Below are 18,382 nucleotides of genomic sequence, written 5' to 3'. Positions count from 1 at the left end.
GGCTTCTCCAAGGTGGTGGAGGGGCCGAAGCCCCTCTCTGTTATTCGATGATTTCGGCCGATCCGCCGACGGAGATGAAGACCGCCTCCTGATCGGTGAGGTCGAGAACCTCGCGGGCGAGCGCCCGAAGCGAGTCCATCGCCTCATCGTTGGTGGAGTAGGACACGACGACCGAGACGGCGTCCTCATAGAGGCGGCCTTCGTCGTTGAGCCAGTAGCCCTTCGCGGCGTAGACGGTGGCGCCGCCGAAGAGGCCGCACACGGTGCGGATGGTGCGGTCGAGAACGGCCGCGTTGTCGGAGCCGTCGTTGTCGAGAACCGGGATGATGATCTTGGTTTCCATCGGTCAACCTCCTGTGTGGGCGCAGTGCCCTGTTGACACCCTCAATATATGGGCTGTAGCCCATAAGTGCAAGGGGAAAATCGCAGGAAAATCGGAATTTATTGCGTTTGGAGGTGACCCATGGCCGGCATCACCATCAAGCTCGAAGGCGATGGCCACGAACGTCTCATGCAGGCGGTCGACGCGCTCGGGAAGCGTGGGCGGTCTGAGCTCAAACGGTCCCTCATCAGCGGCGGACGCAAGACCACCACGCAGGTCAAGAAAGCCCTCACCGAGCAGACCTCTATCAAAAAGCGCGTCATCGACGGTCGCACGGTGGACTTCTACGCTGAGGGCGAAGGGTCGATGTCCTGGACCATCCAGGTCTCAGGCACCGGCGTGCAGCCGACGGACCTCAAGTCCATCCGCAGCCGGAAGGGGCGCGATCGCTCGAGGCAGCCGCGTGACGCCTATGGCCGCTTCGGCAATTGGCCGAACCCCGGCCTCGCCAAGGGACGCGTCACCGCGACCGTGTGGGACAAGAAGCGCACCTTCGCTTACTCCGAGCAGCGCTTCGGCAAGTTCAAGACCTTCTGGCCTGACAAGCCGGTCCATAACATCTTCGGCCCAGCACCCGCAGAGGAGGCGGTGAAGGACCAGAGCGCCCAGGCCTTCCACGCTGGGCTACCCATCATTCAGGCCAACCTCGCGGGGCGGATCGTCAAGCTCACCGGAGGGGCGTTCTCGTGACCCCCTTGGGTTGTGTGGTGGGGTGTGTGGTGCCCCAGATCGCGGGGTTTCAACCTACGTCAGGTTGAGGTGCGCGCTCGGTGCGCCTTTGGGGCTCGCTGCTGCCCCTTACAACACAACAGTAAGCGCACCCGGTGCGCGCGGGTCCTCCCTCAAAGGGCCAGGCCGCGGGGTCGCGTCACCGCAGGATTTCGCTCGCTGAAGGTTTTTCAAGGGGGGTTCCACCGCAAATGAGCGATGGGCTTGTAGGGGCTCGTGAGCTCGGGCGCTGGCTCGGGGTGAGCGACCGCATGGTGCGGGAGCTGGCCGAGCGGGGGATCATCGAAAGAAACGCGCGCGGGCGCTATCAGCTTGAGCCCTGCGTCAAAGCCTACTGCGAGCATATCCGCGGCATTGCTGCTGGCCGATCGGCGGGGGCGGACCAGAAGCTCAACCTCACCGAAGAGCGAGCGCTTCTCGCTCGGGAGCAGCGTGAGGCGCAGGCGATCAAGAACCTCGTGGCTCGGAAAGAGGCGCTTCCCCGTGAGGAAGTCCTCTCTCGGTGGTCGACGATTTTGCGGAATGTGAGCGCGCGAATGCGGGCGGTTCCGTCTCGGGTCCGGGCGCAGCGTCCGCACCTGACGCGCGAGGACGTGGACCTGATCGACGAGGAGATCCGCCTGGCGCTGACGGAGGCGGCCGATGCCGCATGATCTGGTTGAGGAGGTGGCGCGCGAGGCCCTGCGGGCCCTCGTTCCGCCGGGGCGTCTTCGCTTGTCGGAATGGATCGAGGATACGATCGAGCTGCCCGAAGGCGTTTCGTCCTTGCCCGGCAAGGTGAGGCTGTGGGCCTTCCAGCGTGAGATCGCCGATGCGATTGGCGACCGGGCTTATGAGCGTGTGACGCTCGTGAAGCCGGTGCGCGTTGGGTTCACCACGCTCCTCACAAGCGCGATCGCCTCGTTCGTCGTCAACGATCCGGCGCCGATCATGACGTTGTTGCCGACCGAGGATGACTGCCGCGACTACATGGTCTCGGACGTCGAGCCGATCTTTGATGCGTCTGAGGAGTTGGCTGGCCGCTTATCGGCGGAGGCTGATGAGAGTGGGCGCAACACGCTTTATCATCGCCGATTTCCTGGCGGATTTTTGAAGGTCGTCCCGGCAAAGGCGCCTCGCAATCTTCGCCGACACAACGTCCGTGTGCTTCTGATCGATGAAGCAGACGGGATGGAGATGACGAAAGAAGGCTCGCCGATCAGGCTTGCCGAGCGGCGCACTCTGAACGAGCCCGACCGCAAGATCATCATCGGGTCGACGCCGACGATCGAGGAAACGTCTGCGGTCCTTCGGTCCTATCGAGACTCCGACCAGCGAATCTATGAGGTGCCGTGCCCGTCATGCGGCCACTTCACGATGATCGAATGGGAGCACATCGAGTGGGGCGATGACCCCGGTGCGGCCGCGTTCCGCTGCCCGCATTGCCGGGACCTCATCGAGGAGCGCTTCAAGCCGCGCATGGTGGCCGGCGGACGGTGGCGGGCGCTGGCGCCGCACGTCGAGCGTCACGCCGGGTTCCACCTCAACGCGTTGGTTTCGCTCGCTCCGAACGCGGCGTGGGGGAAGCTCGCGGCCGAGTTCGTCACGGCGAAGCAGGATCCCGGCGAGCTTCAGACGTTCGTCAACACGATCCTCGGCCAAGGTTGGCGAGGCGAGGGCGAGGATCTCAGCGAGGTTGAGCTCGAAGCGCGGGCGGAGCCGTTCGGTCTCAACGAACTCGTCGGCGACGAGCGCCTTCCTATCCCGGAGGCCGTGCTCGCGATCACCGCGGGCTGCGACGTCCAAGACGACCGGATCGAGATCACCATTCTCGGCCACGCCGAGGACGGCACGGTGTTCGTGCTTGCCCATTTCATCATCTGGGGCGCCTATGCGGACGAGGGCGTCTGGCACGAGCTCGACGAGCTCCTCAAATCCCGGTGGCGTCATCCGCTGGGAGGCATGATCGGGATCGACGCCGCGTGCGTGGACTCCTCGGACGGCAACCATCAGCCGCACGTCTATAGCTTCGCGTTCCCGCGGGCTCGCCGGAAGATTTTCGCCCACAAGGGCGTTGAGGGCTTCAAGCGGGCGCCGGCCGAGTTCTCGAAGCAGAAGATCAAGGGCGGTGGTCGCTTCATCATTGTCGGCGTCGACACGGTCAAGACCATGTTGATGGGGTGGCTCCAATCAGGCCGCCGCATCCGGTTCTCGCGATCGTTGCCGTCGTCCTGGTACGAGCAACTCGCCTCGGAAAAGCTCGTCGTCCGGTATAGCCGCGGGCAACCGCAACGCCGCTTCGAGCGGATCAAAGGTCGTCGCGCGGAAGCGCTCGACTGCGTGGTCTACGCGATCGCGGCGAAGACCTTCGTCCGCATCAACGCCGATGAGCGGCGCGGAAAACTTTCGACACCGGATGACGTCGCCGCCGGCCCAACGAAGGGGAGGGCGGGTTCGCGCGGTTCATGGCTCGGCAACACGCAAGACTTCTGGGGAGGGCGGTGAAATGGTTTTGACGCCCGAACGGGAAGCGCTGCTGCGCGAGTGGCTTGGATCGCTCGAGGAGGCGCTCGCATCCGGCGCCCAGCGGATCGTGTTCCACAGCGGCGGGACGCGCCGCGAGGTCGAATATCGATCGCGTGCCGAGATGCGCTCGGAGATGCGCAAGATCAAGGCGGAGCTCGGAATGGCGTTGCCGAGCAACACGACCGTCACGACGTTCTCCAGCGGGTTCTATTGATGGGCATCGTCGATCGGGCCCTCGATCTCCTCCGCGGCGGCAAGGCATCGGCTGCTCGGGCGCGCGCCCAGGCCGCCGCCTTCGACCACGTGCGAATGGCCTACGATGGCGCTGCTATCAGCCGGCGAACGCAAGGATGGCGCGCGGTCCCGTCGGACGCCAATGCCGAGATCGGTGTGAGCGGACAGCGGCTGCGCGACGTCGCGCGCGACATGAGCCGCAACAATCCGCACGCGGCTCGGATCAAACAGGTGATCGCCCACAACGTCGTTGGGACCGGCATCCTGCCGAGCGCGCAAAGCCCGTCTGACACGGCACGGGCCGCGCTCGAGGAGCTGATGAAGCTCCACTTCGACACGACGGACATCGACGCCGATGGGGTGCATACCCTCTATGGCATCCAGAACCTCGTGATGCAGACGGTGATCGAGTCGGGCGAGTGTTTGGTCCGCATGCGGCCGCGTCGCGCCGAGGATGGACTAGCGGTCCCGTTCCAGCTCCAAGTGTTGGAGCCGGATCACCTCGACGAGAGCGTTCACGGTCGGCTGCCGAACGGCAATCTCGCGCACCGCGGCATCGAGTTCGACCGCCTTAATCGGCGCGTTGCCTATCACCTGTTTCGGGAGCATCCCGGCGCGGCGTCGCTCACGACCGGGCTTCAGAAATCGTCCCGCGTGCCGGCTGAAATGGTCGCTCACATTTTCCGGCCCGACCGAGCATCACAGGCGCGGGGCGTGACATGGTTCGCCCCGGTGATCGTCCGCCTTCGGGATATCGCGGATTTTGCCGACGCGCAGTTGATGCGCCAGAAAATCGCCGCCTGCTATGCGGCCTTCGTCACGACGACCGACGAGCCGCAGAACGCGGCGGAGTCCGATCGCGATCCGTACCCGGTCGAGCAGATGACGCCGGGCATGATCCGCTATCTGGAGCCCGGCGAAAGCATCGAGTTCGGCGACCCTCCGAAGGTCGACGGCTTCGTCGACTATATGCGGGCCGGCTATCGCGAGATCGCCGCGGGGATGGGGATCAGCTACGAGGCTCTCACGGGGGATCTGTCGAACGTCAACTTCTCGTCGGGCCGCATGGGGTGGCTGGAGTTCCAGCGCTCGATCGATGCCTGGCGCGAGCACATGCTGATCCCGCAGTTCTGCCATCCGGTCGCGCGGTGGTTTCTCGCCGGCGCTGTTCTCGTGACGGGGAACAATGCTCCGGCCTCTGTGTGGTGGACGTCGCCGCGTCGCGAGATGATCAATCCGACCCTTGAGGTGCCGGCCGCCGTCGCGGCGATCCGTGGTGGACTGTCGTCACGCTCACACGAACAACGCAAGCTCGGGTTCGATCCTGACGACCTCATGGCCGAGCAGATTGCGGACAATGCCGCCGCCGACGAGGCTGGTCTGATTTTCGACAGCGATTCCCGTCGCGTCTCGCAGGCCGGTCTCTACCAGGGCGACACCGGCGGCGATGCTCAACAGTAGACCGCGCGGAACGATGCAGCGCGACGGGGCGGCTCCCACGGGCCGCCTTTTCTTTTGGAGGGATGCCTGATGGCTCACCGGTTGCTCGTCGACGACGAGCTGATCTTGTTCGGGGGTGTTGGCGACATCTGGGGCGACGGATCGGGCTTCACGGCGCGGGAGGTTGTCGAGGCGCTCGCCGAGCACGGGCCCGAAGATCTCACTGTCCGCCTCAACTCCGGCGGCGGCAACGTGTGGGAAGGCACGACGATCTTCAACGCGCTCAAAGCCCATCCCGGCGAGGTCACGGTCTACATCGACGGAATTGCGGCCTCGGCGGCGAGCTACATCGCGATGGCTGGCGACCTTCGGATAATGCGCGAAGGCGCGCAGATGATGATCCACGATCCGAGCTCGATCACGATCGGGCCCGCCGAAGTCCATCGCAAGAGCGCCGCGCTCCTCGATCGCCTCGGAAACACGATCGCGGCCGTCTATGCCGCCCGGTCCGGCCAGACCGTCGAGCATGTCCGCGCGCTGATGCTTGCCGAGACGTGGTTCAACGCGGAGGAAGCCGTCGCGGAAGGCTTCGCGACGGACCTTGCAGAGACCCCCGCCGATGCCGTCGCGGCCTTCGATTACGGGGCCTACCGCAACACCCCCGAGACCATTCCGCAGGCGGCGATGCGGTCGCTTCCTGCCCACCCCGCGGCGTCACCCGCCGCGCAGATGAAGGAGGCCGGAATGGCCGATCCGAACGCGGCGGCGGGTGTCCCCAATGCCGAACTCGTCACGAAGCAGCGCGAGCCGAACCCCGCCGAGCAGGCGGCCGCGGTGGTCGCACAGGCGCCGGAGAACGAATTGAAGGACGAACCCACGAAGGCGGCGCCGACGGTGCGCGACGCGACGATGGCGATCATGAGCCGCTGCCGCTCGGCGAAGCTCTCCTCGGACGAGACGTTCGAGGTCATCGCAAAGGCCGACAACGACGAGATGCGCGCCCGTGATCTGATCATCGACATGATCGCCGGCCGGACTCCGCAGGAGGAGGCCGCGGTTCCGAAGATCGAGGTGACCGCCGACGGCACGGACCGTTTCCGCGAAGGTGTGACGCGCTCTCTCCTACACAAAGCGGGGATGGAGGGCGGCGAGGTGAACGAGTTCACCAACATGTCGCTCAAGGAACTCGGCCGCGCCTATCTCCTCAACCGGGACCGCAAGGATCTCGCGGCGACGAGCGATCCGCTCACGATGGCCGGCCACGCCCTCGGCATCTCCATGGAATCGGGGATGCACTCGACGTCCGATTTCGCGAACATCCTCGCGAACGTGGCGAACAAATCGATGCTCAAGGGCTACGCCGAGGTCGAGGAGACGTTCGAGCGTTGGACGGCCCGCGGTGTGCTGAACGACTTCAAGGAAGTCACGCGCATCGATCTCGGCCTCTACCCCGCGCTGAGAGAGGTGCCGGAAGGCGCCGAATACAAGCACGCGACGATCGGCGATCGCGGCGAGAAGATCCAGCTCGCGACGTTCGGCTCGCTCTTCGCGATCACGCGCCAGGCGATCGTGAACGACGACATGAGCGTCATGACGCGCGTCCCGCAGCGCATGGGCCGCGCCGCGCGCCGCACGATCGGCAATCTCGTCTATGCGGTTCTTACGGCGAACCCGACGATGTCGGACGGGACGGCGCTCTTCCACGCCAGCCACAACAACCTCGCCGGCTCGGCGGCCGCGCCGTCGGTCGCCTCGCTCGATGCGGCGCGCTCCGCCATGTCGCTCCAGAAGGATCCGGACGGCGTCGCCCACGCCCTTGGTATTCGTCCCCGCTACTTCCTCGTTCCCGTGGCCCTCGAAGGTGCGGCCAAGGTCCTGATGAACAGCGAGTTCGATCACGACAGCGACAAGCTCCAGAAGCCGAACTCGGTTCGCGCGATGTCCGAGGTGATCTCCGACCCGCGCCTCGACGCGGCGTCGACGACGGCTTGGTATCTCGCCGGCGACCCGAACACCTATGACACGATCGAGGTCGCCTATCTCAACGGCAACGATCAGCCGCTGCTGGAGCAGCGCCCCGGCTGGAACGTCGACGGTGTCGAGTTCAAGGTTCGGATCGACGCCGGCGTGAAGGCCATGGGGTGGCTCGCGCTTTACAAGAACGCCGGCTCCTGAGCCTGGGCATGACCTGGCCGGTGCGCTAACCGCGCCGGCCGTCCTCTCCTGACATTCCGCTTGGGAAACACTGCCATGAAGAACTTCATCCAGAACGGCGACACGGTCACCATGCCTGCGCCCTACGACGTTGCCTCCGGTGCTGGTGCTCTCGTCGGCTCGCTGTTCGGCGTGGCCGTGGCCGGCTATGCGAGCGGCGACACCAAGGCCCAGTTCAAGACCACGGGCGTCTACACGCTCCCGAAGACCTCGGCGCAGGCCTGGACGGTCGGCGCGAAGGTTTATTGGGACGACGACAACAAGGTCGCCACGACGACCGCGACCGACAACACGCTGATCGGCGTCGCGCTGGCCGCTGCGGCGAACCCGTCCGCGACCGGCGTCGTGCGCCTGAACGGCGCGGCCGCCTGACCGGCTGACCTAGCTCAAGACCGATAGGAGGGCCGGATGGCCAAACTTCCGCGACAGACGTACGTGGTTCTCTCCGGCCGCCCCTATCTCGGCGGCGCCGCTCGTGAGGCTGGCGAACTGGTCGATCTGACCGAGATCGAGGCAGAGTTCCCGCTGATGGCCGGAAGCATCGAGCCGGCCGACGGCGCCGAGGGCTCGACGAACGTCGGGGGCGGCTCCGGTGACGAGCCCGATGGGCTCGACGACATGACGAAGGAAGAGCTTCTCGCCGAAGCCGAAACCCTCGGCGTCGAGGTGAAGCGCACCGACACGAAGGCCGAGATCATCAAGGCCATTCGCGGCTGACGCCATGGCCAACTGGTTCGCCATGGAGCGCCTCGCCGATCGCGCAATTGACCGCGTGTTCTCCGAGCAGATCCGGATCGATCCGCAAGTGCGGAGCGGCAAAGGTGAGCGGCCGGGCTCTGACGCCACGCGCCCGGCCTTCGTCACCCGCGGCCTGTTGAAAATCGATGTCGGCACGATCGAACGCGGCAATTTCATCGGCCGGCGCTGGGAGGGCGACATGGAAGCGGACAGCGCGAAGATCTTCATCCAGCTCCCTTTGATGCCGCCCTACGATCTGCGGGACGGTGATCGGATCGTCGCCATCGATCGCCCCGGACCACCGGCATTCGAGGTCAGCAGCATCGCGCGGTATTCCGGTCGAGCCGAGATCCTGGTGACGCCGGTATGAGCCTCGCGCGAGCAGCCCTTCGCATTTGCGCGAAAGAGGCGATCATCAATCGGACCTTCGTCGGCGACGAGGTGTTCGACAGCGAGATCGGCATCATCGAGCGCGTGTTCAGCGGCGACGAGAAGCGCGCTCCGTTCGTCGTCGTCTACACCGACGACAGCACGATGGAGATCGACGGGCTCGGTGCTCTGTCGAACCCCGGTCCGGTCTCTCTGGTCTTCGAAATCTCCGTCCAAGCCAATCAGAAGGGCGAAAACGACGAGAACGAGTTCGTCATCGGTCCGCAGACCGACGAGATGATCGAGATGCTCCTCGATCTCATCGAGCGGCAAATTCGAGTCGCGCTGATGGACCCGGATAATCCCTGGTCGGCGCGTCTCGATAGGATCGCCGCGAGGTGGTCGCGCGTTCGCTCGCTTCGGGCGACGAGCTCGGGAAAGACGCGATATGCTGCGCGACAGCTGACGCTCGACGTGATGCCGCTGCATGAGCCGGTGCCTGACGGCGCGCCCCGCGGGGTATGGCTTGAGGTCATCGAGGCGATGGAGGCGAGCGGGAAGGGCCTCCTCGAGGATTTTGCCGCGATGTTCCGTAACGAGTTCGCCGGGCGCCTCCGGACCGATGATCCGAACAACCTGTCGGAGGGCTGGAAAGAGATCGCCCACCGCTATGGGCTGAGCGCGATGATCGCGAAAGGCCTCGGCATCGCGCCCCCTGATGGAGCGCCGGTCGACAGCGTTCTCGTCAAGGCGACCGTCCTCGAACCGGGCGAACCAGAATGAGCGCGGGAGACGCGGACGCGGTCCGCCGTCTCGCCGCGAAACTTGCACGCATGGAATCAGCGATCGAACAGCACGATCGGCGGCTTAACAACATCTTCCGCGAGGCGCGGGTGTTGGAGGTTAAGCCGGAGGAGGGGCTGGTAAAGGTCGAGGCCGCAGGGCTTCCGACTGATTTCGTCCCCTGGATGGAGATCGCCGGGGGTGTGCGCACATGGGATCCGCCGGTGAAGGATCAGCGCGTCCTCTTCGTCTCGCCCTCCGGGGAGCCCGGGCAGGGCTTCGTGCTGCCTGGGGGCTTCAGCGAGGCATATGGGCAGCCGAGCCAGTCCGGTGAGGAAAGCGTGAAGGTGGTCGGGGCATCGAGCTTCACCATGCGCGATGGCGAAATCGAGATCCGAACCGGGCACCTCAAGATCTACGCCGACCAAGTCGACGTCTACTAGGAGCCGGCCATGGCCATCGTGCACGTGATCGGCGACGCCAACGATGGCGGCGGCATCGTCACGACCACGCCCCAATCGAAAGTCCGCGATCAAGGACGGCTCCTGTCCGTCGATGGGGCGCTCGGGTCTGGGCACCCGCCGTGCCCGCTCGTGCCGATCCATTGTGCCGGCAATTGGGTTACGGCGAACGGGGCGAGCTGGTTTCGCATCCAGGGGATTCCCGTCAACCACGACGGAAACGCTGACACATGCGGGCACGTTCGCGTCGCCGGCAGCTCAAAAATCAACATCCATCCAAGGTGAGATCATGACCACCATGTCCTACGAAGTGCTGCCCGGTCAGGGTGGCTTCGGGATCACGAACGGCTGGGTCGACGAGGGCGCGATCGTGAAGCTCACCGAGCGCCAGGCGAAGTACCTCTTGCTCGCGAAGCGCGTCAAAAAGCGAGCCGACATCGCGTCGCCGAAGACGCCGGGGCCGCGCGTTCCGCGCGGGCGTTCGTCGAAGAAGCCGGCCGATTGATCCCGCGCAATGCTGGGCCTCGACTCGACGACGTTTCAGCCGTTGTCCGGACCGGCGCACCTCAAGCAAAGCATCGCTGATCTCTTTCGGACCCGGATCGGTGAACGCGTTTCGCCGGGCGATGTCATCGACAATTTCGGTCAGACGGTCTCCATCCGCGAGTACGGCACCAAGCATCATCGGCTCGTCGATGAGCCGCTGAACTCCGAGACCATCCTCGCGATCATCATCGACGTCTACGACGCGCTGATGCGCTGGGATCCACGCGTGCTCGTGAAGAGCGTCCGAGTGGCTGGGGCGGCGGCGAACGGCGAGATCGAGATCCTCATCGACGTGATCGATCTGGAAAGTGGTCAGGAACTCCTAACGATCCCGGTGACGCTGTGACCCGATTTGTCTCTGTCGATCTTTCGCGGATGCCTGTGCCGGACATCGTCGAAACGGTCCCGGCCGCGGCGATCAGGAAGGCGATCATTGCGGATTTCGTCGCGCGCTACCCGGCCTTCACCGCGCTTGTCGAAGCCGAACCGGTGATCAAGCTCTGCGAGGCCGTGGCGCTTCGCGAGGTAAAACTCCGCGAGCGGGTCAATGCGGCGGCGAGGGCCGTGATGTTCCCGACCGCCACCGGCGCCGATCTCGACAATCTCGCGGCCCTCTACAATGTCGCCCGCAAAGAGGGGGAGACGGACGCGGCGTTTCGCCAGCGAATCCATCTCCACATCGAAGCGTTCGCGTCGGCCGGGCCGCAAGGCGCCTACATCTATCACGCGCTTGATGCAGCACCGACGCTGCTCGACGCGAATGCGGTCAGAACGGCGCCGGGTTACGTGACCGTTGCGCTCCTCGGCGCCGCCGATGGTGTGCCGAACGCGGAAGAAATCGCCGCGGTACAGACGCGCTTTTTGGATCGAGACATCCGGCCGCTGACGGACGTGGTCAATGTGGTCGCGGCGACGCTGGTACCGGTGAAGGTCACGGCCGAGCTCGTGCTTCGACCTGGGCCCGACGCCGCGCTCCTCCTGGCCGAGGCGACCAACGCTCTGACCGACGAGCTGAACCTTCGCAAGAAGGTCGGCCGAAACCTCAGCCGCTCCTCGGTGTTCCGAGCCCTTCAGGTGGAGGGTGTCGAGCGCGTGGTGCTCGCTGAGCCGGCCAGCGACGTCATTATCGATGAAACCGAGGCCGTTCGCGCGGGCGCTATCACGCTCACCGTTGCCGCCGAGCGCGACGAGTAAAGAGGACGAAAATGGCCGTTTGGGTAAACGACAAATATGCGAACGCCGCTCTCAGCGCGATGATCGCCGACATCAGTGAGATCCACCTGCTTTCCCAGGCGGTCTCGAGCTATGGGGACGTCGCGACCTATTCCGTCGCGAACAAGACAGGTGTCACCGCGTCCACCATTGCCGATGGATCGGTCTCCGGCCGAGCCACCGGCATTCCGCCGATCAGCGACGGCAACGTCACGGTGGCCGCCGTCGAAGCGAACCATTGGTGCGGCACGGATGGCGATGGTGTTCTGTGCATTGTCGCGCCGCTGGAAACGCCGCTGACTTTTTCGTCGACGAGCTCGAAGTGGTTCACGACCACCGCGAATGAAATCGCCATCCTTGACGGCGAAGAAGCGGCCTAACGAGCGAGGCGGTTCTCGGCAGTTTGAAGGGGGCCACCATCACCTGGCGATGATCCAGGGACGACCAGAGTCACGCGCCCCACGAGGCCAGTATGCCGAACCCCAGCCCCATTGCAGGTCTCGGCACTCCCAGCGCCACGTACAGCCAGGGGCAGACCTTCGGATCGCCCTCAGAAGCGCGTCGAAGCCAACCGGTCGTCATGCGTGGCGCCAGCGTCACCTTCCCGGCGACGTGGGGCAACTACATCCTCTTCGAGGTCGGGAACAACTGGTTCCAGGACGGCGCGCAGATTTGGATCTCCGTATCCGGCGGCCAAAACTACATCACGCTGCGGTTCGGCGACGGCGGCACCTCGGCGACGCGCTATGTCGGCGTAAACGTCTCGGCGCTTGGGCTCGAGGGCGAGACGCACGATCTCACCTGGGAGTTCGACCCGGTCAACAAATGGGCGAAGCTCTGGCTCGACAATGACCTGATCGGCGAAGGCGGTGATTGGGGCGCCGACTGGACCTATGACGTCTGGACCGGCAACGGGGACGGCGGCTGGGGTCGCTATGGCGGCGATGGTGCGCCCGCGTCGCCCTCCACCGCTTGGCCGTCTTCGTCGCTCGGCACGCTCTCGATCTGGTACAACACGCAGTCGACTTGGGCGCCGGCGCCAGATGAGGATGCCGGTCCCCTCGTGGACGTGGCCATTCCGGTCGCTGTCCAACCGATCGCCGTTTACGAGGCCGGCGCAGTCGATTTGGTGCCGATCGACCTCCCGGTCGCTGTTGCCGCGCTCTCGGTAGAAGCGGCGGAACAAGCGTCGCTTGGAGCCGCGGGTATTGCCATCACGGTCGAGCCGTTGGCGGCCGCCGAGGCCGCTGTGGTGGGCCTTGACTCGATCGGCGTGCCCGTGGCGGTTTCCGGCCTCTTGGTGTCCGAGTCCATGGCGCTTGGCCTTACCGGGGTGACGGTCGACATCACGATCGAGCCGTTGTCAGTCGAGATCGCCGAGGCTGCGGACCTCGTCGGAATCGGTATTCCGGTCAGCATCGCGCCTATGGGCGGGATCACTGTGGAAGCGATCGGGCTCGCGTCTATCGTCATGCAGCCGACAGCGTCCGCTATGGCAGTGGGCGAGACGCGGCCCGTGGCGCTGAGCGGCACCGTCAGCGCGGTGAGTGTCGAGCCGCTGACAATCGCCAGCGAGGAAGCGCTGACGCTGAGGGGCGTCGATGTTTCCTTGGCCGTCGAGCCGCTCTCGGTCGCGGCGAAGCAGCTTGTCCGCTTTGCATCCGTCGATATCGCGGTGACGACCACGGCAACCGATGCGCGCGAAGGCTCCACCGTCGGGCTCAGCGCAGTCGACGTGCGGTTGGCGGTTGATGCGCTTGCCGTCCACCTCGAGGAAGCGGCGGATCTTGCGTCTGTCGATGTCCCCATCGGCACGGCGCCCATGTCAGCGGTGGAGCGCGTGCCGGCGCCGCTCGGGTCGGTGTCGCTCGCGGTGACGGTCGGGGCAATCCGCGCTGTCCAGGGTGACGGGGTCGCCTTCACCGACATCCGAGCTTCGGTCACCGTCGGCACATTGTCGGCGACCGCAACGGAATATGCGGAGCTGTCCAGCGTCGACCTCACGCCGAGCATTGCGCCGATGGCAGGCGCTGAAGTGCAGGAGGTTGTTCTCGCTGGCGCCGACATCCCCATCACAGTTGAGCCGTTCCCTGCGACGAGCGACGCCCTCACAGGGGCTGCGGCGATGGGGGGCGTCAACGTGCCGATCGAGGTCGATCCATTGCCTGCGCACGAGAACGCCGAGGTCAAGCTCGGGAGCGTCGACGTCACGCCGACGATCGAGCGCCTTCCGACGATTGGGTCGCGCCGTGACCTGTTGACCGACAATCGGCTTCTGCCCTTGGGGTCGACGCCACAAGAGCTCGCGTTCGACGATGTTTTCGGCGAGCGGATCGATACGATCCCGGTCGACTTGCGTCTGCTTTATCGGCCGCAAGACATTCCCGATGGCTTCATTCCGTGGCTCGGTTGGTCGGTCTCCGCCGACATCTGGCGCCGGAATTGGGATGCAGAGACGAAGCGCCGGATCACGGCGCGGATGCTCCCGCTCCACCGGATCAAGGGCACTGAGGGAGCGTTCGCGGGATATTTCGAGGCGATCGGCGCGCGCCTCGTCGACACGCTGACGCCTTCAGATCGGCCGTGGGCGCTGCCGGATCGTGCTGCCGAGGTGACGGCGGCCTGGAAGGCATCGCTGAAACAGCTGCGCGTCTACACGCGAAACGACACCCGCGACGCCCTTCGAGTGGAGCATTTCGCCGACCATGCCTTCGCCGATTACGGCTGGGGGTGGCCCGACACGCCGGAGACGGTTCACGGACGGCGAAGCTATATCTTCGACCCCAAGGATGGGGAGGAGATCGCACTCCAGCGCTGGGAGTATGACGAGACACGGGCAACCGTCACGGAGGATCTGGTCGAGCGGGTGACAATCCCGCGGCGGGCCGGCCCTTATACGCCCTTCGCCGATGCGAACACGTTCGTCGATCATGCGTGGTTGGTCGATCAGATCGATCCCGAGATCATCACGACGACGGTCCGCACCTATGGCGAGACGTCGGACGTCGACCTCATCGTCGAGACGTTGACCCCGTCGCTGGAAACGACGGAAGTCTGGCCCGAGCGGGTCAATGTCACGAGGACGGTTCCGCATTTCTACGCGGCGAACGTCGCCGTGTCTGACCATGCGTTCGCATTCAATGATCAGGCCGAGTTGGCCTATTACGATCGCTGGTACATCGTCAGCCGCGAGACCCCGCCGATCGATGCGCGACCGGCCGGGGCCTATACGGACTTCTCTTGGACGCAGCCGGACCCCTACACGGCCTATCTCCTCGCGGATTTCCCGGGGCGGGCAAGGCCGCCACATGGCTATGCCGATGTCTCGGTGGCGGACTTCTGCTTCGCGTCCGAGGACGACCTTTCGAACTACTTCACGGCCTGGGAAGCGATCCGCGCGGCGAAAGCGCTGCGGGACGAAATCCAGGTCACTTTCACGATGGCAGAGCGGCTCGATCTGCGAGCGCCGATCCCGTTGGACGGCTCTGTCAAATTTGGCTCGCGCCGAGCCCGCAGGAGGCTGTGAATGGACCGCATCGCCACGATCTCGTCGGCGCAAAAGATCTCGACCGAATTCCTGAACAACATCGGGGCATTCGGTCGGGAGGGGCTCGACCGTGTCGGCGCCCAGGCCGTCGGGACCGGCCTCTATTGGGCCGACTTCACGATTCAGCGGGTGTCCAACCTTCAGGCCACGCTGACCCTCGGTTCATTCTGGAGCGGCGGCAAGGTCTACCCGCTCCGGACCGAGCACACCTTCGACTTTGACAACGATCTTCCGCAAGCCGGAGGCAACAAGCGGATCGTCACGATCTGCGTGTCGGCCAATCAGGCTCCCGCCGGCAATGCGCCTCGTGAGTTCCTGAAAGATCCGACGAATGATCTTGTCACGACGGAAAGCCGCAGCACAGCGACCCGGGACGACCGCTTCGCGGCCGCCGCGGCGCTCTATTCCGATCCGTCGCCATCGCCGACCGCGCCGGCCGCGCCCGGCGGGCAGGTTGCGATCGGATGGATCACCCTGACGACGGCGGGGCTCGAGGACGAAACCGGGATCACGCTGAACACTTCGCGGCGTTTGCCGAGCAACGAATCCCTGGCCTCGTCCGTCAACCAGATGCAGGCGCGCCAGAACCAGGTTTTCGGTCGTGTCGACAGCCTCGAAACCGATCTGTCGAACACGATCAATCAGCTCGACGCGCTGCCTGGCCCGATCACGTTTCGGCAGGTGTTCCGGGATCTTGCGGAGTTGAAGGATGTGGTCGACGTGCCGGATACGGCGGCGGCCTATTACATTGAGAACTTCCGCGACGAAAGCGGGTCGAACACCACGCACCCCGATTACGCAGCGCGGATCGACGATGGCGCAACGTTCCCGCCGCCGGCATCAAACGGCTCGGTGACGAGCAAGTTCGCGCTGTTTGCGGCCAACGATCCGCTCGTGAAGACCGTCGACAATCTCACTCTTCCGTACTGGGAGGAGGAGCTGCGGATCGACGTGGTCGGTCGGGATGCGGACGTGTCCTTCTCGGACAAGCAGTCCCACACGATTCACTGGCGTCATCTGCGCTGCGGTCGGATCCGGCATCGTTGGGGCTCGGCCTATAAAACGCCGCATCCCGCGTCCTTGCTCGTCTCTTATCTGACGTCCGGCTATTTTGCGCTCTGGCGCAAGGCGCTCGATTCGAACTGGCACCCCGACTACGACGTCTGGGAAAGCCGTCTGTCGCTGATCGAGCGGCGCCGTCTTGCCAAGGTCCAACGCCGAAAGCGTTGGTGGAAGGATTGGGCCCGCTTCGTCTATCATCCTTGGCACTACGTCGAGACCGGTGTGGCGGGGCGAAACATCGCCCAGACGTTCCTGTCCTCGTCCGCCGGTTACGTGCCGAAAATCGGGCTCTATTTCGCCGCGAAGGGGAGTGGCGACGTCACCGTCCAGATTTGCGAGACGGTCGACGGCGTGCCGAACACCGAGGCCGTCGTGGCGACCACCACGATCTCCAGCGGGTCGATCAATCTCTGGCCGGCCCGGACCGATGTGCCGTTCAAGCCGACGCTTCTCGAACCTGGCATGCAATACGCGGTCGTTTTGACTACGGATGCGAGCCATTCGTTGGCCTGCGTCTCGGGCAATAAGTACCTTCAAGGCTCGTTGCAGACCGCGAACGACGGCGTGTGGAGCGACATCAATCCGAATCTCGATCTCGCGATCCAGATCTACTATTGCCGCTTCGCGCAGACTCGGACCGTTGTGCAGCTGGCTCCTCTCTCGCTGCCCGGTGGGATCCTCTCGGTCGACAGCAATATCGGTGCGATCGAGCCTGAAGGCACGAGCCTTATGCTGAGCTATCAGCCGAATGGCTCCGGGGCCTGGTACCCGATCGACAATGCCGAGAACTCGGATCCGCTCGGCAGTCTTCCGACGGTCCTCAATATGCGGGCCATCTTCACCGGTACGACCGACCTCATGCCGGCGATCGACTTCACCGACGCTGACTATGAGGCATGGCGGCCTGACGACGAACTTACCTGGATCAGCAATGATGTCGACTTCGGGCAAACCGTCACGACGGTTGTCATCGAAGTGACCTGCGCGAACTTCGACGGATCGGACCACGACATCACCGTGACGCTCTTGCCAGACGGCGGTGGGAGCGAAACGGCGGACGCTTCGGACTCGGAAGTCGATCCCGCCGACCCGACGAAGATCACCTTCTTCCGGACCTTCACGGGCGTCAGCCTCCAGGTCTGCCAGATCAAGGTGGAGGGGACGACGACCGACACGACGAACATCTACGCCCTGCAAAAGGTCTTCACCTACGGGAGCTCTTAATCATGGATGAGAACTTCGTCTTCGACCCGGAGACCAATTACACGGTTCGCTTCAAGAAGGCCGTGACCGCCGAGGGCGTTCGCTGGCGTCCGTTCGACAGCTACGGACGGCCGCGCTCCTACGAGATGCGCGGCGCGCTGGCGCACAAGCTCCGGGAGCACCTGGCGAGTGCCGAATAACGGCAACCTTTATCGGCGCCAGCCGACCGACCCAATCGACGTCATCTTCGTCAATCAGGTCCTCGCCGACATCCAGGCGCGCTTTACGAAGCTGGAGAGCTTCGCACCCGATTGGGAGGAGGCGGTCAACCGCCTCAATTCCATCGGCGTGAGCAATTTCTTCGAGTACGTGCAGCCGCTGATCGAGCAAGTCTCCGAAGCGGCGAAGCTCGGCTTCCTGATGATCACGTCGTCGACGTCGTTGACGCTGACGGAGGGGGAGCAGTTCGTCTTCGTGGCCGATGAAGGCTCGCAGCGGGCAACGTTCCGTCCGTCGAGCTTCGTCGGGATCGCCCGGTCGGGCGGCTACGAGTTCAGCGCGATCGGCGAGGTCATCAGCTACGACAGCGAGACCGGCGAGCTGCTGGTGACGATACGGCACATCGTCGGGTCAGGCGGCCCCTACAGCGATTGGGAGATCACCAGCGAATCGGCCGTCATCCGAGCGGTGATCGACATCTGGGACGATGTCTCCTCGGCACTCGTGACCGTGACGGATGCGGCCGAGGAGCTATCCGGTGCGGCAGGCGCAGCGGCGAGCTCGGCGGCGACGGCTGTGTCCGCTCGAAACGACGCTCTCGCCTATCGCAACAATGCGAGCACGTCGGCGAGCGCCGCGGTGATCGCTGCGGATGCGGCGGCGCTCTCCGCCGAAACTGCGCAGGCAGCGGCGACACGGCGATCATTCTGGATCGCCTCAACCCTCTAGAGGCGTTTC

The 18,382-nt window shown here is 64.7% G+C and carries 21 protein-coding genes; 20 read left to right on the top strand and 1 reads right to left on the bottom strand.

Going from position 1 to position 18,382, the window contains the following annotated elements:
* Positions 1-40: 40 nt before the first annotated feature.
* Positions 41-343, bottom strand: coding sequence for a molybdenum cofactor biosynthesis protein MoaE (locus L1787_RS16580; RefSeq protein WP_235709952.1), 303 nt, complete (start codon positions 341-343; stop codon positions 41-43).
* 120 nt (positions 344-463) lie between these two features.
* Between L1787_RS16580 and L1787_RS16575 the strand changes: the two genes are divergently transcribed.
* The 20 genes from L1787_RS16575 (at position 464) to L1787_RS16480 (ending at position 18,373) form a co-directional block, all read left to right on the top strand.
* Positions 464-1,072, top strand: a complete 609-nt coding sequence (locus L1787_RS16575; RefSeq protein ID WP_235709950.1) for a hypothetical protein — start codon at positions 464-466, stop codon at positions 1,070-1,072.
* 230 nt (positions 1,073-1,302) lie between these two features.
* Positions 1,303-1,764 carry a type IV toxin-antitoxin system AbiEi family antitoxin domain-containing protein gene (locus tag L1787_RS16570; RefSeq protein ID WP_235709949.1) on the top strand — a complete coding sequence of 154 codons (462 nt, stop codon included), beginning with the start codon at positions 1,303-1,305 and terminating at the stop codon, positions 1,762-1,764.
* Positions 1,754-3,595, top strand: a complete 1,842-nt coding sequence (locus tag L1787_RS16565) for a phage terminase large subunit family protein (RefSeq protein ID WP_235709947.1) — start codon at positions 1,754-1,756, stop codon at positions 3,593-3,595. The genes L1787_RS16570 and L1787_RS16565 overlap by 11 nt, the downstream gene beginning before the upstream one ends.
* Position 3,596: 1 nt before the next feature.
* The gene (locus tag L1787_RS16560) at positions 3,597-3,830 is read left to right on the top strand and encodes a phage head-tail joining protein (protein WP_235709945.1); all 234 of its coding nucleotides are present in this window, start codon (positions 3,597-3,599) and stop codon (positions 3,828-3,830) included.
* Positions 3,830-5,311 (top strand): phage portal protein, encoded by a 1,482-nt coding sequence (locus L1787_RS16555; RefSeq protein WP_235709943.1) that lies wholly within the window; start codon positions 3,830-3,832, stop codon positions 5,309-5,311. Before L1787_RS16560 ends, L1787_RS16555 begins: the two co-directional genes overlap by 1 nt.
* 69 nt (positions 5,312-5,380) lie before the next feature.
* On the top strand, positions 5,381-7,465 hold the full coding sequence (locus L1787_RS16550) for a ClpP-like prohead protease/major capsid protein fusion protein (protein WP_235709941.1): 2,085 nt from the start codon (positions 5,381-5,383) through the stop codon (positions 7,463-7,465).
* A 75-nt stretch (positions 7,466-7,540) separates the two neighbouring features.
* Positions 7,541-7,876, top strand: a complete 336-nt coding sequence (locus L1787_RS16545) for a DUF2190 family protein (protein ID WP_235709940.1) — start codon at positions 7,541-7,543, stop codon at positions 7,874-7,876.
* Positions 7,877-7,912: 36 nt separating this feature from the next.
* Positions 7,913-8,221 carry a hypothetical protein gene (locus L1787_RS16540; RefSeq protein ID WP_235709938.1) on the top strand — a complete coding sequence of 103 codons (309 nt, stop codon included), beginning with the start codon at positions 7,913-7,915 and terminating at the stop codon, positions 8,219-8,221.
* Between the two features lie 4 nt (positions 8,222-8,225).
* Positions 8,226-8,612 (top strand): hypothetical protein, encoded by a 387-nt coding sequence (locus tag L1787_RS16535; RefSeq protein ID WP_235709937.1) that lies wholly within the window; start codon positions 8,226-8,228, stop codon positions 8,610-8,612.
* The gene (locus L1787_RS16530; protein WP_235709935.1) at positions 8,609-9,394 is read left to right on the top strand and encodes a hypothetical protein; all 786 of its coding nucleotides are present in this window, start codon (positions 8,609-8,611) and stop codon (positions 9,392-9,394) included. The genes L1787_RS16535 and L1787_RS16530 overlap by 4 nt, the downstream gene beginning before the upstream one ends.
* On the top strand, positions 9,391-9,837 hold the full coding sequence (locus tag L1787_RS16525; protein WP_235709933.1) for a phage baseplate assembly protein V: 447 nt from the start codon (positions 9,391-9,393) through the stop codon (positions 9,835-9,837). The genes L1787_RS16530 and L1787_RS16525 overlap by 4 nt, the downstream gene beginning before the upstream one ends.
* A 9-nt stretch (positions 9,838-9,846) precedes the next feature.
* Complete coding sequence (locus L1787_RS16520) at positions 9,847-10,140, top strand: hypothetical protein (protein ID WP_235709932.1); 294 nt, start codon at positions 9,847-9,849, stop codon at positions 10,138-10,140.
* Positions 10,141-10,144: 4 nt separating this feature from the next.
* On the top strand, positions 10,145-10,360 hold the full coding sequence (locus tag L1787_RS16515) for a hypothetical protein (protein ID WP_235709930.1): 216 nt from the start codon (positions 10,145-10,147) through the stop codon (positions 10,358-10,360).
* A gap of 9 nt (positions 10,361-10,369) precedes the next feature.
* On the top strand, positions 10,370-10,747 hold the full coding sequence (locus L1787_RS16510; protein WP_235709928.1) for a GPW/gp25 family protein: 378 nt from the start codon (positions 10,370-10,372) through the stop codon (positions 10,745-10,747).
* On the top strand, positions 10,744-11,595 hold the full coding sequence (locus L1787_RS16505; protein WP_235709926.1) for a baseplate assembly protein: 852 nt from the start codon (positions 10,744-10,746) through the stop codon (positions 11,593-11,595). Before L1787_RS16510 ends, L1787_RS16505 begins: the two co-directional genes overlap by 4 nt.
* Before the next feature lie 11 nt (positions 11,596-11,606).
* The gene (locus tag L1787_RS16500; RefSeq protein ID WP_235709925.1) at positions 11,607-11,993 is read left to right on the top strand and encodes a hypothetical protein; all 387 of its coding nucleotides are present in this window, start codon (positions 11,607-11,609) and stop codon (positions 11,991-11,993) included.
* 92 nt (positions 11,994-12,085) lie between these two features.
* Positions 12,086-15,139 carry a phage tail protein I gene (locus tag L1787_RS16495; RefSeq protein WP_235709923.1) on the top strand — a complete coding sequence of 1,018 codons (3,054 nt, stop codon included), beginning with the start codon at positions 12,086-12,088 and terminating at the stop codon, positions 15,137-15,139.
* Entirely contained in the window at positions 15,140-17,446 is a 2,307-nt protein-coding gene (locus L1787_RS16490) for a hypothetical protein (RefSeq protein ID WP_235709922.1), read from the top strand.
* Between the two features lie 2 nt (positions 17,447-17,448).
* Entirely contained in the window at positions 17,449-17,625 is a 177-nt protein-coding gene (locus tag L1787_RS16485) for a hypothetical protein (protein ID WP_235709920.1), read from the top strand.
* Positions 17,615-18,373, top strand: coding sequence for a hypothetical protein (locus L1787_RS16480; protein WP_235709919.1), 759 nt, complete (start codon positions 17,615-17,617; stop codon positions 18,371-18,373). The genes L1787_RS16485 and L1787_RS16480 overlap by 11 nt, the downstream gene beginning before the upstream one ends.
* Positions 18,374-18,382: the final 9 nt, after the last annotated feature.

Source organism: Acuticoccus kalidii, assembly GCF_021556395.1.
Taxonomy (GTDB): Bacteria; Pseudomonadota; Alphaproteobacteria; order Rhizobiales; family Amorphaceae; genus Acuticoccus; species Acuticoccus kalidii.
Note: the sequence above shows the minus strand (reverse complement) of the source record. Positions and strands in the feature narration are given on the sequence as shown.

Excerpts from the sequence above, each read along its gene's own strand:
- L1787_RS16580 (WP_235709952.1), bottom strand. The coding sequence starts at position 343 with ATGGAAACCAAGATCATCATCCCGGTTCTCGACAACGACGGCTCCGAC.
- L1787_RS16575 (WP_235709950.1), top strand. The coding sequence starts at position 464 with ATGGCCGGCATCACCATCAAGCTCGAAGGCGATGGCCACGAACGTCTC.
- L1787_RS16570 (WP_235709949.1), top strand. The coding sequence starts at position 1,303 with ATGAGCGATGGGCTTGTAGGGGCTCGTGAGCTCGGGCGCTGGCTCGGG.
- L1787_RS16565 (WP_235709947.1), top strand. The coding sequence starts at position 1,754 with ATGCCGCATGATCTGGTTGAGGAGGTGGCGCGCGAGGCCCTGCGGGCC.
- L1787_RS16560 (WP_235709945.1), top strand. The coding sequence starts at position 3,597 with ATGGTTTTGACGCCCGAACGGGAAGCGCTGCTGCGCGAGTGGCTTGGA.
- L1787_RS16555 (WP_235709943.1), top strand. The coding sequence starts at position 3,830 with ATGGGCATCGTCGATCGGGCCCTCGATCTCCTCCGCGGCGGCAAGGCA.
- L1787_RS16550 (WP_235709941.1), top strand. The coding sequence starts at position 5,381 with ATGGCTCACCGGTTGCTCGTCGACGACGAGCTGATCTTGTTCGGGGGT.
- L1787_RS16545 (WP_235709940.1), top strand. The coding sequence starts at position 7,541 with ATGAAGAACTTCATCCAGAACGGCGACACGGTCACCATGCCTGCGCCC.
- L1787_RS16540 (WP_235709938.1), top strand. The coding sequence starts at position 7,913 with ATGGCCAAACTTCCGCGACAGACGTACGTGGTTCTCTCCGGCCGCCCC.
- L1787_RS16535 (WP_235709937.1), top strand. The coding sequence starts at position 8,226 with ATGGCCAACTGGTTCGCCATGGAGCGCCTCGCCGATCGCGCAATTGAC.
- L1787_RS16530 (WP_235709935.1), top strand. The coding sequence starts at position 8,609 with ATGAGCCTCGCGCGAGCAGCCCTTCGCATTTGCGCGAAAGAGGCGATC.
- L1787_RS16525 (WP_235709933.1), top strand. The coding sequence starts at position 9,391 with ATGAGCGCGGGAGACGCGGACGCGGTCCGCCGTCTCGCCGCGAAACTT.
- L1787_RS16520 (WP_235709932.1), top strand. The coding sequence starts at position 9,847 with ATGGCCATCGTGCACGTGATCGGCGACGCCAACGATGGCGGCGGCATC.
- L1787_RS16515 (WP_235709930.1), top strand. The coding sequence starts at position 10,145 with ATGACCACCATGTCCTACGAAGTGCTGCCCGGTCAGGGTGGCTTCGGG.
- L1787_RS16510 (WP_235709928.1), top strand. The coding sequence starts at position 10,370 with ATGCTGGGCCTCGACTCGACGACGTTTCAGCCGTTGTCCGGACCGGCG.
- L1787_RS16500 (WP_235709925.1), top strand. The coding sequence starts at position 11,607 with ATGGCCGTTTGGGTAAACGACAAATATGCGAACGCCGCTCTCAGCGCG.
- L1787_RS16495 (WP_235709923.1), top strand. The coding sequence starts at position 12,086 with ATGCCGAACCCCAGCCCCATTGCAGGTCTCGGCACTCCCAGCGCCACG.
- L1787_RS16490 (WP_235709922.1), top strand. The coding sequence starts at position 15,140 with ATGGACCGCATCGCCACGATCTCGTCGGCGCAAAAGATCTCGACCGAA.
- L1787_RS16485 (WP_235709920.1), top strand. The coding sequence starts at position 17,449 with ATGGATGAGAACTTCGTCTTCGACCCGGAGACCAATTACACGGTTCGC.